Origin of the sequence: Sphingomonas sp., from assembly GCF_965248875.1 — a bacterium.
In the GTDB taxonomy this organism is placed as follows: Bacteria; Pseudomonadota; Alphaproteobacteria; order Sphingomonadales; family Sphingomonadaceae; genus Sphingomonas.
Map to the genome: position 1 here is coordinate 1,464,174 of NZ_CBDFKR010000011.1, position 13,262 is coordinate 1,477,435.

A 13,262-nucleotide genomic window follows, 5' to 3' on the forward strand; every position below is an offset into this window, starting at 1 on the left:
CCCGTCACTCTTCCTCCACGAACAGGCGGCCTAGATCGCGACCGCGATGGGCGACGCGTAGAATTTCGATGATCCCGGGAAGTACTCGATAGATGATGATGGTACGGCGACGATAGACGGTTGTCCGGGCACCAGGTGCCAGGTCGTCGCGCGGCGATCCGCGCTCGGGCGATTGCGTCAGCGAGCTGGTTTGATCTTCGATCCGGCTGGTATAATCAAGCGCTGTCCTGTCGCCCGCCTGCTCGGCGATCCAATCGTACAGATACAGTAGATCGGCGCGTGCCTTCGGCCGCCAGACGATCGTGCGCGTCACTTCCGCGCGTTGTGATGGGCGCGAAGAGCGGCAAACACCTCAACCTGCGGGATGGAAGGCGCAGGGTCGGCCAGCGCGGCCTCGACGCGCGCCTTTAGCGATGCGTCGAGCGCCTCCTCTTCGCGATCCAGTGCACGCAATCCGGCACGAACAACCTCACTCAACGAGGCATACTGGCCCGTCGCGACGCGGCGCTGCGCCCGCTCGGTCTGTGCCCCGAGCGTGACGGTGACGGGCTTCGCGATACGAGTGGCCATGTGTCGACCATGACAATGTCATAGTCGGCTTGCAAGCGTGCCGCCCTTTAATACACCCGCTTCTTCGGCTTGATGTACTCGGCGTCGTCGGTCAGCGTATAGTCGTGGACCGGGCGGTAATCGACCGTGGTCTCGCCGCCCTCGCCGCCCCAGCCGTCGAACGTCATCAGCGTGTGCTTCATCCACTCGGCGTCGTTGCGGTCGGGGAAATCCTCGTTGACGTGCGCGCCGCGACTTTCCTTGCGGTTGGCGGCGCTTTCCATCGTCACCACCGCCTGGGCGAGCAGATTGTCGAGCTCCAGCGTCTCGACCAGGTCGGTGTTCCAGATCAGCGAGCGGTCGGCGATGCCGACATCGGCCATGCGGGCGTAGACGCTCCGCATCTTTGCCTGCCCCTCGGTCAGGAGCGCGTCGTCGCGGAACACGGCGCAATGCGCCTGCATCGTCCGCTGCATCTCGTCGCGGACCTTCGCCGTCGGGGAGCCGCCCGCGGCGTGACGGAATTTGTCGAGGCGGCCGAGTGACAGCTCCTCCGACCCCGCCGGTAGCGGCGCGTGGGTCTCGCCCGGCTTCTGAATCGCGGCGATGCGCTTGCCCGTGGCGCGGCCGAACACGACCAGGTCGATGAGCGAGTTGGAGCCGAGCCGGTTGGCACCGTGGACCGACACGCACGCCGCCTCGCCGACCGCGAACAGACCGGGCACCACCGCATCGGGGTCGCCGTCCTTCAGGCGGACGACCTCACCGTGATAATTGGTCGGAATGCCGCCCATGTTGTAGTGGACGGTCGGCGTCACCGGCAGCGGCTGGCGCGTCAGGTCGACGCCGGCGAAGATCTTGCCCGTCTCGGTGATCCCGGGCAGCCGCTCGGCGAGCACCTTGGGGTCGATATGGTCGAGGTGGAGGAAGATATGGTCGTTGTGCGGCCCGACGCCGCGCCCCTCGCGCATTTCCATCGCCATCGACCGGCTGACGACGTCGCGTGACGCGAGGTCCTTGGCGCTGGGCGCATAGCGCTCCATGAAGCGCTCGCCCTCGCTGTTGGTGAGATAGCCGCCCTCGCCGCGTGCGCCCTCGGTGATGAGGACGCCGGCGCCGTAGATGCCGGTCGGGTGGAACTGGACGAACTCCATGTCCTGCAGCGGCAGCCCGGCGCGCAGCACCATCGCATTGCCGTCGCCGGTGCAGGTGTGCGCGCTGGTCGCCGAGAAATAGCAGCGGCCATAGCCGCCGGTGGCCAGCACCACCTGATGCGCGCGGAACCGGTGGATCGAGCCGTCCTCCATGCACAGCGCGATCACGCCGCGGCACGCGCCGTTCTCCATGATCAGATCGAGCGCGAAATACTCGACGTAGAAGTCGGCGTCGTACTTCAGGCTCTGCTGATACAGCGCGTGGAGCATCGCGTGGCCGGTGCGGTCGGCGGCGGCGGCGGTGCGCTGCACGGGTGGGCCTTCGCCCATATTCTGCATGTGGCCGCCGAACGGGCGCTGATAGATGGTGCCATCGTCGTTGCGGCTGAACGGGACGCCGGCATGCTCCAGCTCGATCACCGCCGCGGGCGCCTCGCGCACCATATATTCGATCGCGTCCTGGTCACCGAGCCAGTCCGATCCCTTGACGGTGTCGTACATGTGCCACGACCAATGGTCGGGCGAGTTGTTGCCGAGACTCGCGGCGATGCCGCCCTGCGCGGCGACGGTGTGCGAGCGCGTCGGAAAGACCTTGGTGATGCAGGCGGTCTTCAGTCCCGTCTCGGCGATCCCCATTGTCGCGCGCAGCCCGCTGCCGCCGGCACCCACGACGACGGCGTCGTAGGTGTGATCGACGATCTTGTACGCGCCTGAAGAGGTTGGCGTCATCAGTGCGGAGCTCCGGTAAAGGCGAGCTTGAGGATCGAAAACAGCGCAACAGCAGCGATCGCGACGCAATAAAGGTTGAGTAGCACCATCAGCACGACGCGCGTCTCGTCATGTTGGTAATCCTCGATCACGATCTGCAGCCCGAGCCGGATGTGATAGACGAGATTGGCGACGAGCAACAGCAGCGGCAGCGCCACCCAGGGCTGCGCGGCCCAGCCGTGCACGTCGGCGAACCCGTATCCGTGCAGCCGCGCGAGCGAGAACAGCAGCCATGCGATCAGCAGGATGTTGGCGCCCGCGGTCAGCCGCTGCCGCCACCAGTGGTGGGCGCCCTCCTTGGCGGAGCCCAGCCCGCGAACGCGGCCGATGCTGGTGCCGCTGCCCATCACTTCACCGCCAGGATGAAGGCCCAGAACGCCGCCGTCAGCAGCGTCGAGGCGGCCATGGTCGCCAACGCGCCAAGCTTGTTGCGCCGGAGTTCGTACCCCGCGCCGGTGTCGAGCACGAGGTGGCGGATGCCCGTCATCATGTGCTGGAGCACCGCCCAGCTCAGCCCCACCGCAAGTACCCAGCCGACGATGTTGAAGCCGCCGCCCTCCGTCGTGAACCAGCCAAGGAAGCCGCGATAGCTGTCCTCGCCGGCCGCGGTCGCCGCCAGCCACCAAGTGAAGAGCGGCAGACCGACCAGCGCAACGCCCACCCCCAGCGCGCGATGCACGATCGAGACCAGCATGTGCGGGCCCCAGCGCCAGATCTGCAGGTGCGGCGATAGTGGCCGCGGGTGGGGCCGGGCGGACGTGGTGGAGGCCAAGGGTGGTGGTCCTGTTACGGGCGGATAGCGTGCCGCCAGCGCCTATGCCGCGACCGGACGCGATGCAAGCCGCCCGGGTCGCCGCGCGGGCTTCTAACCCCCTCTTAACCAAGCGGGTCTAACGCTGGCGCTCAGGATCATTGCCGGAGCTTCGCCCCTTGCCGTCCATCATGCCCCCGCCAGAGAGCATCAGCAAGACGATCGACCTTGCCGAGCGGCTGCGCGTGTTCGACATCGGCGATGAACAGATCGACCTGGCCCGCGCGCTGTGGGTCGCCATCGAGCCCGAGGCGCGAGCGATCGCGATCGCGCATTGGGACCGGCGCAAGCGCGTCTGGGGCGATCGCGGCAATTGGGCGCCGCACGATCAGGAGCGGATGTACGATCTGGCGACGGCGTATCTGAAAAACCGGTTCACCGATCTGGCGGGCAAGGCCTGGGTCGAATCGGCGGAGCGGACGGTCGCGTCATCCTATTCGCTCGACATCGGGCTCACCCCGATCCTGGCGATGATCGACGCAGGGGGCCGCACGACATTCGAAATTGTCAGCCGCCGCGTCTCAGACGATGTCCAGCGGCGCAGCTATCGCGACCTGCTGCTACGCATGCGCAGCCTGGAGGGCGACATCTATTGTTCGCTGTACAACTCCTACTGCCGCTTCAGCGAGCGCGCCGAGCGCGACCGGCTGGTGGCGGATTTCCGTGACAAGATCGCGTCCACCGTCGAGCAGACCAGCCATGACGGTTCGGCGCTGCGCACCCAGGCGTCGCAGAGTTCGTCCTCCGTGCGCGGCGTGCTGGGCAAGGCGTCGGAGGTCGCGGCGGCGGCGGAGCAGTCGGCGGTGGCGATGCGCGAGGCGGCGCAGACCGCGGCCGGGCTGATCCGGGCGATCGAGGATGCGCGGACCGAGGTCGAGGCGGCGGCCGAGATCGCGACCCGGGCGAGCGCGCAGGCGGGAACCGCGGTGGGGATGAGCGAGGCGCTGAGCGACCACGCCAAGTCGATCGAGAGCATCCTGGGGCTGATCCGCGACATCGCCGGCCAGACCAATCTCCTCGCGCTCAACGCCACCATCGAGGCGGCGCGCGCAGGCGATGCGGGCCGGGGCTTTGCGGTGGTGGCGCAGGAGGTCAAGAGCCTCGCGAGCCAAACGGCGCGCGCCACCGACGACATCGCCGCCAAGATCGCCGCGATCCAGTCGGCGACGCGCTCGACCGTCGACACCAATGCCTCGATCAAGACCACCGTCACCGAAGTCCAGGCATCGGCCGAGCGCATCCGCTTCGCCATGGAAGCACAGGCGCAGACCGTCACCGCCATCACCGCCGCCGTCGACGAAACCGCGCTCGCCGCGGATTCGATGTCGGGCACGATCGCCGCGATCCGTGCCGACACCGAATCGGTCGCGCGTGAAATCGACAGCGTCGGTCACGGCATCGACACGTTCGACGCCCGGCTGGCCGATCTGAAGGCGAGCGCAGGCGAGTTCGTCGCACTGGTCGCGGCGTGACCGCGACCGGCTGACGACGCCGGCGGTCCGATCGCCGCCTTGGCCGGCGCGCCGGGCGGCGTATAGCGGCCCCATGACGACCATCCTCCTCACCGGTTCCTCGCGCGGGATCGGCGCCGCGTGCGCCGAGACGCTCGCCGTCGCGGGTGCGACCGTGATCGGCCACGGCACGACATCGGGCATCGCCGCCGACCTCGACCGGCCCGGCGCCGCGCGTGCGCTGTGGGACCGGGCGCTCGACGCGGCCGGCGGGGCGATCGACGTGATCGTCAACAATGCCGGCGTGTTCGAGGCGAACCCGCTCGACGGCGAGGACGACGCCTGGCTGGCGGCGTGGGAGCGGACGATGCGGATCAACCTGACCGCGTCGGCCGAGCTGTGCCGCCTCGCGATACTGCACTGGCAGGCTCGCGGCGCGTCCGGGCGGATCGTCAACGTCGCCAGCCGCGCCGCCTATCGCGGCGATTCGCCCGCGCACTGGCAGTATGCCGCTTCAAAGGCGGGCATGGTGGCGATGACCAAGACGATCGCGCGGGGGTATGCGCGCGACGGCATCCTCGCCTTTGCGGTATGTCCGGGGTTCACGATGACGGGGATGGCGGAGGATTACCTGGCCAGCCGCGGTGGCGACAAGCTGCTCGCCGACATCCCGCTGGGCCGCGTCGCCGAGCCGGCGGAGGTGGCGGCGGCGGTCAAGTTCCTGGCGCTCGACGCGCCCGCGTCCATGACGGGCGCCGTGCTCGACGTGAATGGGGCAAGCTATGTCAGATAGCTGGAAGGTCACCCTGCCCTGCACGCGTGCAGAGGCGGAGGCGATCGACGCCGCTGAGGTGCCGCTCGACGCGGTGCTGATGACGACCGAGTTGGTTGAGGACGATCGCGCGGCGTGGCGGCTCGACGCGTATTTCGAGGTGGAGCCCGACGCGGCGACGCTGGCCATGCTGACGGCGCTGTTGCCGGGCGCGGGTGGGTCGGCGCCCGTGGTCGAGCGGCTGGGCGACGAGGATTGGGTGACGCTGAGCCAGGCCGGGCTGCAGCCGATCCGCGAGGGGCGGTTCGTGGTCCACACCGCCGCCCAGCCGGCGGAGGCACCGCCTGGTGGGCGTGCCTTCCTGATCGACGCCGGGCGGGCGTTCGGCACGGGGCATCATGCGACCACCGCAGGATGTCTGGCGATGCTGGACCGCCTGAGCGAGTGCGGCTTCGACAACGTCATCGATGTCGGCACCGGGACCGGCCTGCTCGCCTTTGCCGCGCGGCACCTCTGGCCGCGGGCGACGATTGCGGCCACGGATATCGATCCTGCCGCGATCGAGGTCTCCGCCGGCAATGCCCGCTGCAACGACGTGCCGGCGATCGACCTGATCGTCGCGGACGGGGCGCTGGACGCGCGGATCACCGGGCGCGCACCCTACGACCTGATCATCGCCAACGTCCTCGCTTGGCCGCTTGTATCGATGGCGCCCGAGCTGGCGGCGATCGCCGCGGCGGGGGCGACGATCGTGCTTGCGGGGCTGCTCGACACGCAGGCGGACGCGGTCGCCGCCGCCTATGCCGCGTGCGGCTGCCGGCTGGAGGAGGCGGACCGGCGCGGCGACTGGACGATCCTGCGCCTGGTCGCGGGCGACGAGCGCTACATGCCGAGCGCGCCGCCCGATCCCAAGGGCCGCGACGGCTGGGCGCTCGACCTCTAGGCCGCCGCCCTGCCGCGCACATAGGCCTGCGTCCCGCGGGTCAGCACCTCGTCCTCCGGGACGATCTCGGCGACCGGGATGTCGGGCGATGCTTTGAGCCGCTCGTACAACGGCGCGAAGTCGGTCTCGACGGTGACGCGCAGCAGCTCGTCATAGCCCGGTACGACGAAGTAGTTCTGCTGGAAATCGTTGATCCGGTACTCGGTGCGCATCACCCGGGCGAGGTCGAAGCGCAGGCGGTTCGGCGACGGGTCGTCGAGCGCGAACCGCGTCTCGGCAAAGCTCGACACGATGCCCGAGCCGTAGATACGCAGGCCGCCCGCCTCCTCGATCAGCCCGAACTCGACCGTGTACCAGTAGAGCCGGGTCAGATATTTGAGCGCATCCATGCCCATCGCGCGCTGGCCGCCACGGCCATAGGCGGCGGCATAGTCGGCGAATACCGGGTCGGCGAGCATGGGAACGTGGCCGAACACGTCGTGGAAAACGTCGGGCTCCTGCAGATAGTCCAGCTGGTCGGGGCGGCGGATGAAGTTGCCCGCGACGAAGCGGCGGTTGGCCATATGATCGAAGAACACCGCGTCCGGCACCAGCCCCGGCACGGCGACGACGCGCCAGCCGGTCAGCGCCTCCAGCCGGTCCGAAAGTTCTTCAAAGTCGGGGATGCCGCGCTCGGACAGCCGGAGCGCGTCGAGCCCGCGCAGATAGGCCGCCGACGCGCGGCCGGGGAGCAGCCGGGACTGGCGCGCGTAGAGCGTGTCCCAGGTCGCATGTTCCGCCGCCGTGTAGCGATGCCAGCCCTGTGGAACCGTCCAGTCGGCCGCGGCGCCGGGTGGCGGCCGGTCCAGAACGTGCGTTTCCTCTGCCATGCCAATCCCCTAGCATGCTGCCCATGCGCTTGCGAAACGTTCGCCCCCGCACGCTGGTTGCCCGCACCGCGCAGGCGCTGCTGCTCCTGCTGCTCCTGCTGCTCGCCTATGCCGCGGCGGGGCTGGTCGGCGGCTCGATACCGGTCAACGCCGGCTGGCGGGCGCCGGAACAGGGGGTGACGATCTGGGTCGAGTCGAACGGCATCCACACCGGCCTGGTCATGCCCAAGGTGGCGGCAGGGGTGGACTGGCGGCCGTTCGCGCCGGCGGGCGACCTCGCCGACCCCCGCTATGCCGCCTACGACCACCTGGCGATCGGCTGGGGCGAGCACGGCTTCTACCTCGGCACGCCGACCTGGGCGGACGTGCGGCCGCGGGTGGTGCTGGGCGCGGCGATCGGCTCGACTGAGACGCTGCTCCATGTCGAGCATATTCCGGCGCCCGCCGACGGGCCGCAGGAGCGGCGCGTTGTCCTGCGCCCCGGCGAGTACCGGCGGCTGGCCGCATACATCCGCGCATCGCTGGCGAGCCGCCGGCACTGGGCGGGCTATGCCGGCAACGACGTGTTCTACGAAGCGCGCGGGCGGTATTCGGCGGCGTGGACGTGCAACAACTGGACCGGCGCGGCGCTGCGGGCGGCGGGGGTGCGGGTGGGATTGTGGGCGCCGTTTCCGGTGACCGTGATGGGGTGGTTTCCGGCCGGGGCGGCACGGAAGTAGAGGCTAAGTAGAGGCTAAACGCGATGCCCTCGCTGCGGCGGGGGGCAGTTGAAGGCGATGGGCGTCGAGGCGAGAGCACTCCGCCCGGCTGGCACGAAGGGGCGCTTGTAGGACAGGAGAATCGGCGCCGGGCAGGGTTATTGCCGCCGCACGCTGTCCGCGGTGAAGCCGTGATACGCATCGCAGCCGTCACGGTCGGCATGCCCGTCGCAGCGGCGCGCCCAGGCGCGGCGTTCGCGGCCTTCGCGTTCCTCGGCCTTGCGCATCCGCTTGCCGTAGTTGCGGTCAGCCTCCGACTGGCTCGTTGTCGTCCAGTCGACCACCTGCGCGGTCGCGCGGACCGGGGCGGTGACGACGGACGCGACGGTGCTGACACAGCCGCCCGCCGCCAGCGGAAGCAGGAGAAGGGCAAGCTTGTGCATCACGGTGCTCCGTCGCGGACCTGGACGGCGTCTAGGGGAAAATCGCTGAAGAAACCGTCGATGCCCTGGTCGAGCGCGGACCTGATCTCCGCCCGCACTCCGGCATGCCCGGGCCGGCCGCGGAAGCGCGCGGGCAGGAACTGTTCCTCCGCGCGATAGGTCCAGGGGTGGACCTTCAGCCCCGCGCGGTGGGCGTCGGCGACGAGCGCGCTCGGCTGCTCGCCGGTCCACAGCATCGCCTTGTCCGGCCCGATTCCGTAGGCATAGCGCGCGACCGCCGCGAGCCCGGCCGGCGTGATCATTGCCGCGTAGCTGGGCTGCGCGCCGTCGGCCGGGCCACCAGTCGCGCCGAGCAGCTGGATCAGACGGATGCGGGTCATGGTGTGGATATGACGCAGGTTCGCGACCTCGAACGACTGGATGAATACGGGTGCGTCGGCGCGGTCCCACCCCGCCGCGCGGAGCTGATCGACGAGCAGCGCGTCGGTGGGATGGCCGATGCTCGCGAAATAGGTCGGGTGCTTGGTCTCGGGATAGATGCCGATCGTCCGCCCCGTCCCGGCCGAGCGGCGCTTCGCCAGCGCGATGATCTCGGCCAGCGTCGGGATCTCGAACTGACCGTCATAGGCGGCGTTGCCCGGACGGAGCTGCGGCAGGCGTTCGCGGGCGCGGAGCGTCTTCAGCTCGGCGAGCGTGAAATCCTCGGTGAACCAGCCGGTCACCTGCTGCCCGTCGATCGTCCGGGTCGTCCGGCGCGCGGCGAACTCGGGGTGCTGCGCGACGTTGGTCGTGCCGCTGATCTCGTTCTCGTGGCGCGCGACGAGGACATCGTCTTTCGTCGGGACCAGATCGGGCTCGATGAAGTCGGCACCCTGGTCGATCGCGAGCTCATAGGCCGCGAGCGTGTGTTCGGGGCGCGAGCCGCTGGCGCCGCGATGAGCGATGACGATAGGCGTCGAGGGGGGCGTTGCGGGGGGCCGATCCACAACGGGTATTCCTGCGCCGGCATTGACCAGCCATGCAAGCGCGGCGATGGGTAGCAGGGCGAAACGCATCGCGCACAAGGATAGCGGCATGGAGTGGACGATCAACGGTGCGCGGCGCTCGGCCGAGCCCGATATTCGCACGACGCTGCTCGATCTGCTGCGTGAGCATCTGGACCTGACCGGCGCCAAGAAGGGCTGCGATCACGGTCAGTGCGGGGCGTGCACGGTGCTGATCGCCCCTGCGGGGAGCGAAGCAGGCGCGCGACGGGTGCTGTCGTGCCTGTGCCTGGCGGTGATGCATCAGGACGATCGCATCACGACCATCGAAGGGATCGCGGACGGGGCCGCGCTGCACCCGCTGCAGCGCGCCTTCATCGCGCATGACGGCTATCAGTGCGGCTACTGCACGCCGGGGCAGATCTGTTCGGCGGTGGGTATGCTGGACGAGGCGGCGAAGGGGTGGCCGAGCCATGCGTCGGCCGAGCTGGCCGCACCGACACTGGCGCGGGCGGAAATCGCCGAACGGATGAGCGGCAATCTGTGCCGGTGTGCGGCGTATCCCAACATCGTCGACGCGATCGCCGAGGTAGCCGCGGCGTGAAGACATTCTCCTATGCCCGCATGGACACTGCCGCGTCGGCCGTTGCCGCGGGCGCAACCGCCGGCGCGCGCTTCATCGCGGGCGGCACCAACCTGCTCGACCTGATGAAGCTGGGGATCGAGGCGCCCGCGACGCTGGTCGACATCAGCCGCCTGCCGCTGACCGGGATCGAGGCGCGCGTGGACGGCGGGCTGACGATCGGCGCGTTGATGCCCAACAGCGATCTGGCGGCGCATCCGTCCGTCATCGTGCATTATCCGGTGCTTGCCCGCGCGCTGCTGGCGGGCGCTTCGGGGCAGCTGCGCAACATGGCCACGGTCGGGGGCAACCTGCTGCAGCGGACGCGGTGCTATTATTTCTACGACCCCGCCACGGCGTGCAACCGGCGCGATCCGGGCAGCGGCTGCGCGGCGCGTGGCGGCTACACGCGCAATCTGGCGGTGCTGGGCGGATCGCCGCACTGCTTCGCCACGCATCCCAGCGACATGGCGGTGGCGATGCGGGCGCTCGACGCGACGGTGACGACGCTCGGGCCGGACGGTGAGCGGCGCCTGCCGCTGGGTGCGCTGTACCGCCTGCCCGGCGAGACGCCGCAGATCGAAACGGTGTTGCGGCCGGGCGAGCTGATCACCGCGGTCGAATTACCGCCGCCCCCAGCCGGGGCGCGTCAGCTGTACCGCAAGGTGCGCGACCGCGCGTCCTATGCCTTTGCGCTGGTGTCGGTCGCGGCGGTGGTGGCGACCCACCGCGGCCGGATCACGCACGCGGCGCTGGCGTTCGGCGGGTTGGGCACCATGCCTTGGCGCGACGCGGCGGTGGAGACGGTGCTGATCGGCGAGGTGCCGACCGACGCGCTGTTCGCCAGAGCGGCAGATGTGCTGCTGGCCGAGGCGAAGGGGGCGGGCGACAATGACTTCAAGATCCCGCTCGCACGACGAATCCTGACCGCGGCGCTGAGGGAGCTGACCGATGGCTGAGCTGATGATGGACGCGCCGTACCGCCCGGCGGCGCTCGACCGGCCGAAGGGGTTTGGCGGACAGGGCGTCCTCGGCCTGGGCATCGACCGCGTCGACGGCCCCGCCAAGGTGACGGGCGACGCCCAGTACGCAGTCGAGCGGCCGCCCGCGAACTGCGTCTATGGCAGCGTCGTGGGCGCGCCGGTGGGGAGCGGCCGGGTGGTGCGCATCGACGCGGCCGCCGCGGAGGCGCTGCCGGGCGTGGTGGCGGTCATTCACGGCGACCCGCGCATCCCGGCGGGGGGATCGAACTCGCAGAAGCTGTCGGCGCAGGGCGACACGCGCATTTTCCACCTGGGCCAACCGGTGGCGCTGGTGGTCGCCGAGACCGCCGAGATCGCGCGCGAGGCGGCGCGGCTGGTCAGCGTGACGGTCGACGAGACGCCCGGCCGCTACGATGCGGCTGCCGAGACGCCGGTGTCGGACCATGGCATCGGCTTCCTGCCGGCGATCGCCAAGGGCGACCTCGACGCCGCGCTCGCCGCCGCGCCGGTGACGCTGGACCTGACCTATCGCACGCCGATCCATTTCCCGGCCGCGCTGGAACCTCACGGCACCACCGCCTGGTGGGAGGGCGACAAGCTGACCTTGCGGTCCAGCAACCAGGTGATCGGCGCGGGCCGGGCGACGGTGGCCAAGGCGCTGGGCATCGAGCCCGACCGGGTGCGCATGCTGGCGCCGTTCGTCGGCGGCGGCTTCGGCGGCAAGACCGGAGTCCAGCCCGAGGCGATCCTGGCGGCGATCGCGGCCGAGAAGCTGGGACGCCCGGTCAAGATCAGCGTGCCGCGCGCGCAGATCGCTTATCTGGCGCATCACCGCTCCGACACGGTGCAGCGCATCCGGCTTGCGGCGGAGGCGGACGGGCGGCTGACCGCGATCGCGCATGAGAGCGTCGCGGCGCAGAATGACGATTCGGCGTTTCTGGAGCCCGTGCCGTTCGGCACGCTGCCGCTGTATCGCGGCGAGGTACGTCATTTCCGCACCGATGTCGTCCGCGTCGATCTGCCGCCCACCGGCGCGGTGCGTGCGCCCGGCGAAGCGATCGGCAGCTTCGCGGTCGAGGGCGCGATGGACGAGCTGGCGGAGCGGCTCGGGCTCGACCCGCTGGAGCTGCGCCGCCGCAACGAGCCCGAGGTCGATCCGCTGTCGGGCAAGCCCTTTTCCACGCGGTTCCTGATGGCGTGCTACGCGGAAGGCGCGAAGCGGTTCGGCTGGCCGGAGGCGCGGCCCGCGCCCGGCTCGCGACGCGAGGGCGAGTGGCTGATCGGGGTCGGCCTGGCGGCGTCGCTGCGCGGCAATTTCACCGTCAACGCGCAGGCGCGCGTGCGGATCGAACCCGACGGCACCGCAACGGTCGAGTGCGACATGACCGACATCGGCACCGGCACCTACACGATCCTGGCGCAGGTCGCGGGCGAGATGCTGGGGTTGCCGGTCGCACAGGTCGACGTGCGGCTGGGCGATACCGACCTGCCGCCGACCGCGGGATCGGGCGGTTCGTTCGGCGCGGGGTCGTCGGCAAGCGCCGTGGCGCTGGCGTGCGAGGATCTGCTGGTCGAGCTGGGGCGGCGGATGAACGCCGCGCCCGACGAGCTGGTGCTGCAGGACGGCCGGGTTCGCGCAGGCGACCGGGAGGCGACGCTCAGCGAATTGACGCGGGGCGCGCCGATCACGGCGCACGGCAAGACCGGGCCGGGCAAGGCAAGCCGGGCAACGTCGCAGGCGAGCCACGGCGCGCAGTTCGCCGAAGTGGCGGTGAATGCCGTCACCGGCGAGGTCAGGGTACGCCGCATGGTCGGGGTCTTCGATATCGGCCGCGTGCTGAACGAGAAGACCGCCCGCAGCCAGATTCTGGGCGGGATGATCTGGGGGATCAGCTATGCGCTGATGGAGCATGCGGTGATCGATCCGCGCACCGGCGCCTTCGTCACCCCCGACTTCGGCGAGTATCATGTCGCGGTATCGGCGGACGCGCCCGCGATCGAGATCGCCTTTGTCGGCGAGGTCGACGATCACGCCAACCCGATCGGGGCGAAAGGCGTAGGCGAGCTGGGCATATCGGGCGCCGGCGCGGCGGTGATGAATGCGATCTACAACGCGTGCGGCGTCCGGGTGTATGACCTGCCGATCACGCCCGACAAGCTGCTGGCGGGGTTGCCCGACGTCTAGCTGTTCACCGGTTCGGCACCAGGATCGCAAG

Annotated in this window: 15 protein-coding genes; 7 read left to right on the top strand and 8 right to left on the bottom strand. The window is 69.9% G+C overall.

Translation table 11 applies throughout. The features are described from left to right. Positions 1-4: 4 nt before the first annotated feature. From ACP2AD_RS14340 to sdhC, 5 genes are read right to left on the bottom strand one after another with little or no spacing between them, the layout of a single operon-like run. Positions 5-313 (bottom strand): type II toxin-antitoxin system RelE/ParE family toxin, encoded by a 309-nt coding sequence (locus ACP2AD_RS14340; protein WP_425230721.1) that lies wholly within the window; start codon positions 311-313, stop codon positions 5-7. Continuing rightward, a complete protein-coding gene (locus ACP2AD_RS14345) occupies positions 310-570 on the bottom strand; it encodes a ribbon-helix-helix domain-containing protein (protein ID WP_425230722.1) in 261 nt (86 codons plus the stop codon). Before ACP2AD_RS14345 ends, ACP2AD_RS14340 begins: the two co-directional genes overlap by 4 nt. A 47-nt stretch (positions 571-617) precedes the next feature. After that, positions 618-2,432, bottom strand: coding sequence for a succinate dehydrogenase flavoprotein subunit (sdhA, locus tag ACP2AD_RS14350; protein WP_425230723.1), 1,815 nt, complete (start codon positions 2,430-2,432; stop codon positions 618-620). Further along, positions 2,432-2,818, bottom strand: a complete 387-nt coding sequence (gene sdhD, locus ACP2AD_RS14355; protein WP_425230724.1) for a succinate dehydrogenase, hydrophobic membrane anchor protein — start codon at positions 2,816-2,818, stop codon at positions 2,432-2,434. Before sdhD ends, sdhA begins: the two co-directional genes overlap by 1 nt. Continuing rightward, the gene (sdhC, locus tag ACP2AD_RS14360) at positions 2,818-3,243 is read right to left on the bottom strand and encodes a succinate dehydrogenase, cytochrome b556 subunit (RefSeq protein WP_425230725.1); all 426 of its coding nucleotides are present in this window, start codon (positions 3,241-3,243) and stop codon (positions 2,818-2,820) included. The genes sdhD and sdhC overlap by 1 nt, the downstream gene beginning before the upstream one ends. 170 nt (positions 3,244-3,413) lie before the next feature. Here sdhC and ACP2AD_RS14365 point away from each other — a divergent pair, with 170 nt between their 5' ends. The 3 genes from ACP2AD_RS14365 (at position 3,414) to ACP2AD_RS14375 (ending at position 6,448) form a co-directional block, all read left to right on the top strand. Continuing rightward, positions 3,414-4,754, top strand: a complete 1,341-nt coding sequence (locus ACP2AD_RS14365; protein ID WP_425230726.1) for a methyl-accepting chemotaxis protein — start codon at positions 3,414-3,416, stop codon at positions 4,752-4,754. A gap of 73 nt (positions 4,755-4,827) precedes the next feature. After that, positions 4,828-5,526, top strand: a complete 699-nt coding sequence (locus ACP2AD_RS14370) for an SDR family NAD(P)-dependent oxidoreductase (RefSeq protein ID WP_425230727.1) — start codon at positions 4,828-4,830, stop codon at positions 5,524-5,526. Beyond that, positions 5,516-6,448, top strand: coding sequence for a 50S ribosomal protein L11 methyltransferase (locus ACP2AD_RS14375; RefSeq protein WP_425230728.1), 933 nt, complete (start codon positions 5,516-5,518; stop codon positions 6,446-6,448). The genes ACP2AD_RS14370 and ACP2AD_RS14375 overlap by 11 nt, the downstream gene beginning before the upstream one ends. Here ACP2AD_RS14375 and phhA read toward each other — a convergent pair. After that, positions 6,445-7,317: a phenylalanine 4-monooxygenase gene (phhA, locus tag ACP2AD_RS14380; RefSeq protein WP_425230729.1), complete on the bottom strand. Its 873-nt coding sequence runs from the start codon at positions 7,315-7,317 to the stop codon at positions 6,445-6,447. The genes ACP2AD_RS14375 and phhA overlap by 4 nt on opposite strands. A gap of 23 nt (positions 7,318-7,340) precedes the next feature. Between phhA and ACP2AD_RS14385 the strand changes: the two genes are divergently transcribed. Beyond that, positions 7,341-8,036, top strand: coding sequence for a TIGR02117 family protein (locus ACP2AD_RS14385; protein WP_425230730.1), 696 nt, complete (start codon positions 7,341-7,343; stop codon positions 8,034-8,036). 137 nt (positions 8,037-8,173) lie between these two features. Here ACP2AD_RS14385 and ACP2AD_RS14390 read toward each other — a convergent pair whose 3' ends face one another. Together ACP2AD_RS14390 and ACP2AD_RS14395 are read right to left on the bottom strand one after the other, a co-directional pair. Beyond that, positions 8,174-8,458, bottom strand: coding sequence for a hypothetical protein (locus ACP2AD_RS14390; protein ID WP_425230731.1), 285 nt, complete (start codon positions 8,456-8,458; stop codon positions 8,174-8,176). After that, complete coding sequence (locus ACP2AD_RS14395; protein ID WP_425230732.1) at positions 8,458-9,513, bottom strand: glycerophosphodiester phosphodiesterase; 1,056 nt, start codon at positions 9,511-9,513, stop codon at positions 8,458-8,460. Before ACP2AD_RS14395 ends, ACP2AD_RS14390 begins: the two co-directional genes overlap by 1 nt. 19 nt (positions 9,514-9,532) lie before the next feature. On the opposite strand from ACP2AD_RS14395, the gene ACP2AD_RS14400 reads away from it, so the two are divergent. From ACP2AD_RS14400 to ACP2AD_RS14410, 3 genes are read left to right on the top strand one after another with little or no spacing between them, the layout of a single operon-like run. Beyond that, complete coding sequence (locus ACP2AD_RS14400; RefSeq protein ID WP_425230733.1) at positions 9,533-10,045, top strand: 2Fe-2S iron-sulfur cluster-binding protein; 513 nt, start codon at positions 9,533-9,535, stop codon at positions 10,043-10,045. Continuing rightward, entirely contained in the window at positions 10,042-11,022 is a 981-nt protein-coding gene (locus tag ACP2AD_RS14405; RefSeq protein ID WP_425230734.1) for an FAD binding domain-containing protein, read from the top strand. The genes ACP2AD_RS14400 and ACP2AD_RS14405 overlap by 4 nt, the downstream gene beginning before the upstream one ends. Further along, a complete protein-coding gene (locus tag ACP2AD_RS14410; protein WP_425230735.1) occupies positions 11,015-13,231 on the top strand; it encodes a xanthine dehydrogenase family protein molybdopterin-binding subunit in 2,217 nt (738 codons plus the stop codon). The genes ACP2AD_RS14405 and ACP2AD_RS14410 overlap by 8 nt, the downstream gene beginning before the upstream one ends. Positions 13,232-13,262 lie beyond the last annotated feature (31 nt).

Bases quoted from the DNA above. Each gene is read 5' to 3' on its own strand.
- ACP2AD_RS14375 (WP_425230728.1), top strand. From the start codon at position 5,516: ATGTCAGATAGCTGGAAGGTCACCCTGCCCTGCACGCGTGCAGAGGCG.
- ACP2AD_RS14410 (WP_425230735.1), top strand. From the start codon at position 11,015: ATGGCTGAGCTGATGATGGACGCGCCGTACCGCCCGGCGGCGCTCGAC.
- sdhA (WP_425230723.1), bottom strand. From the start codon at position 2,432: ATGACGCCAACCTCTTCAGGCGCGTACAAGATCGTCGATCACACCTAC.
- ACP2AD_RS14395 (WP_425230732.1), bottom strand. From the start codon at position 9,513: ATGCGTTTCGCCCTGCTACCCATCGCCGCGCTTGCATGGCTGGTCAAT.
- ACP2AD_RS14370 (WP_425230727.1), top strand. From the start codon at position 4,828: ATGACGACCATCCTCCTCACCGGTTCCTCGCGCGGGATCGGCGCCGCG.
- ACP2AD_RS14365 (WP_425230726.1), top strand. From the start codon at position 3,414: ATGCCCCCGCCAGAGAGCATCAGCAAGACGATCGACCTTGCCGAGCGG.
- ACP2AD_RS14400 (WP_425230733.1), top strand. From the start codon at position 9,533: ATGGAGTGGACGATCAACGGTGCGCGGCGCTCGGCCGAGCCCGATATT.
- phhA (WP_425230729.1), bottom strand. From the start codon at position 7,317: ATGGCAGAGGAAACGCACGTTCTGGACCGGCCGCCACCCGGCGCCGCG.
- ACP2AD_RS14385 (WP_425230730.1), top strand. From the start codon at position 7,341: ATGCGCTTGCGAAACGTTCGCCCCCGCACGCTGGTTGCCCGCACCGCG.
- ACP2AD_RS14390 (WP_425230731.1), bottom strand. From the start codon at position 8,458: ATGCACAAGCTTGCCCTTCTCCTGCTTCCGCTGGCGGCGGGCGGCTGT.
- sdhD (WP_425230724.1), bottom strand. From the start codon at position 2,818: ATGGGCAGCGGCACCAGCATCGGCCGCGTTCGCGGGCTGGGCTCCGCC.
- ACP2AD_RS14345 (WP_425230722.1), bottom strand. From the start codon at position 570: ATGGCCACTCGTATCGCGAAGCCCGTCACCGTCACGCTCGGGGCACAG.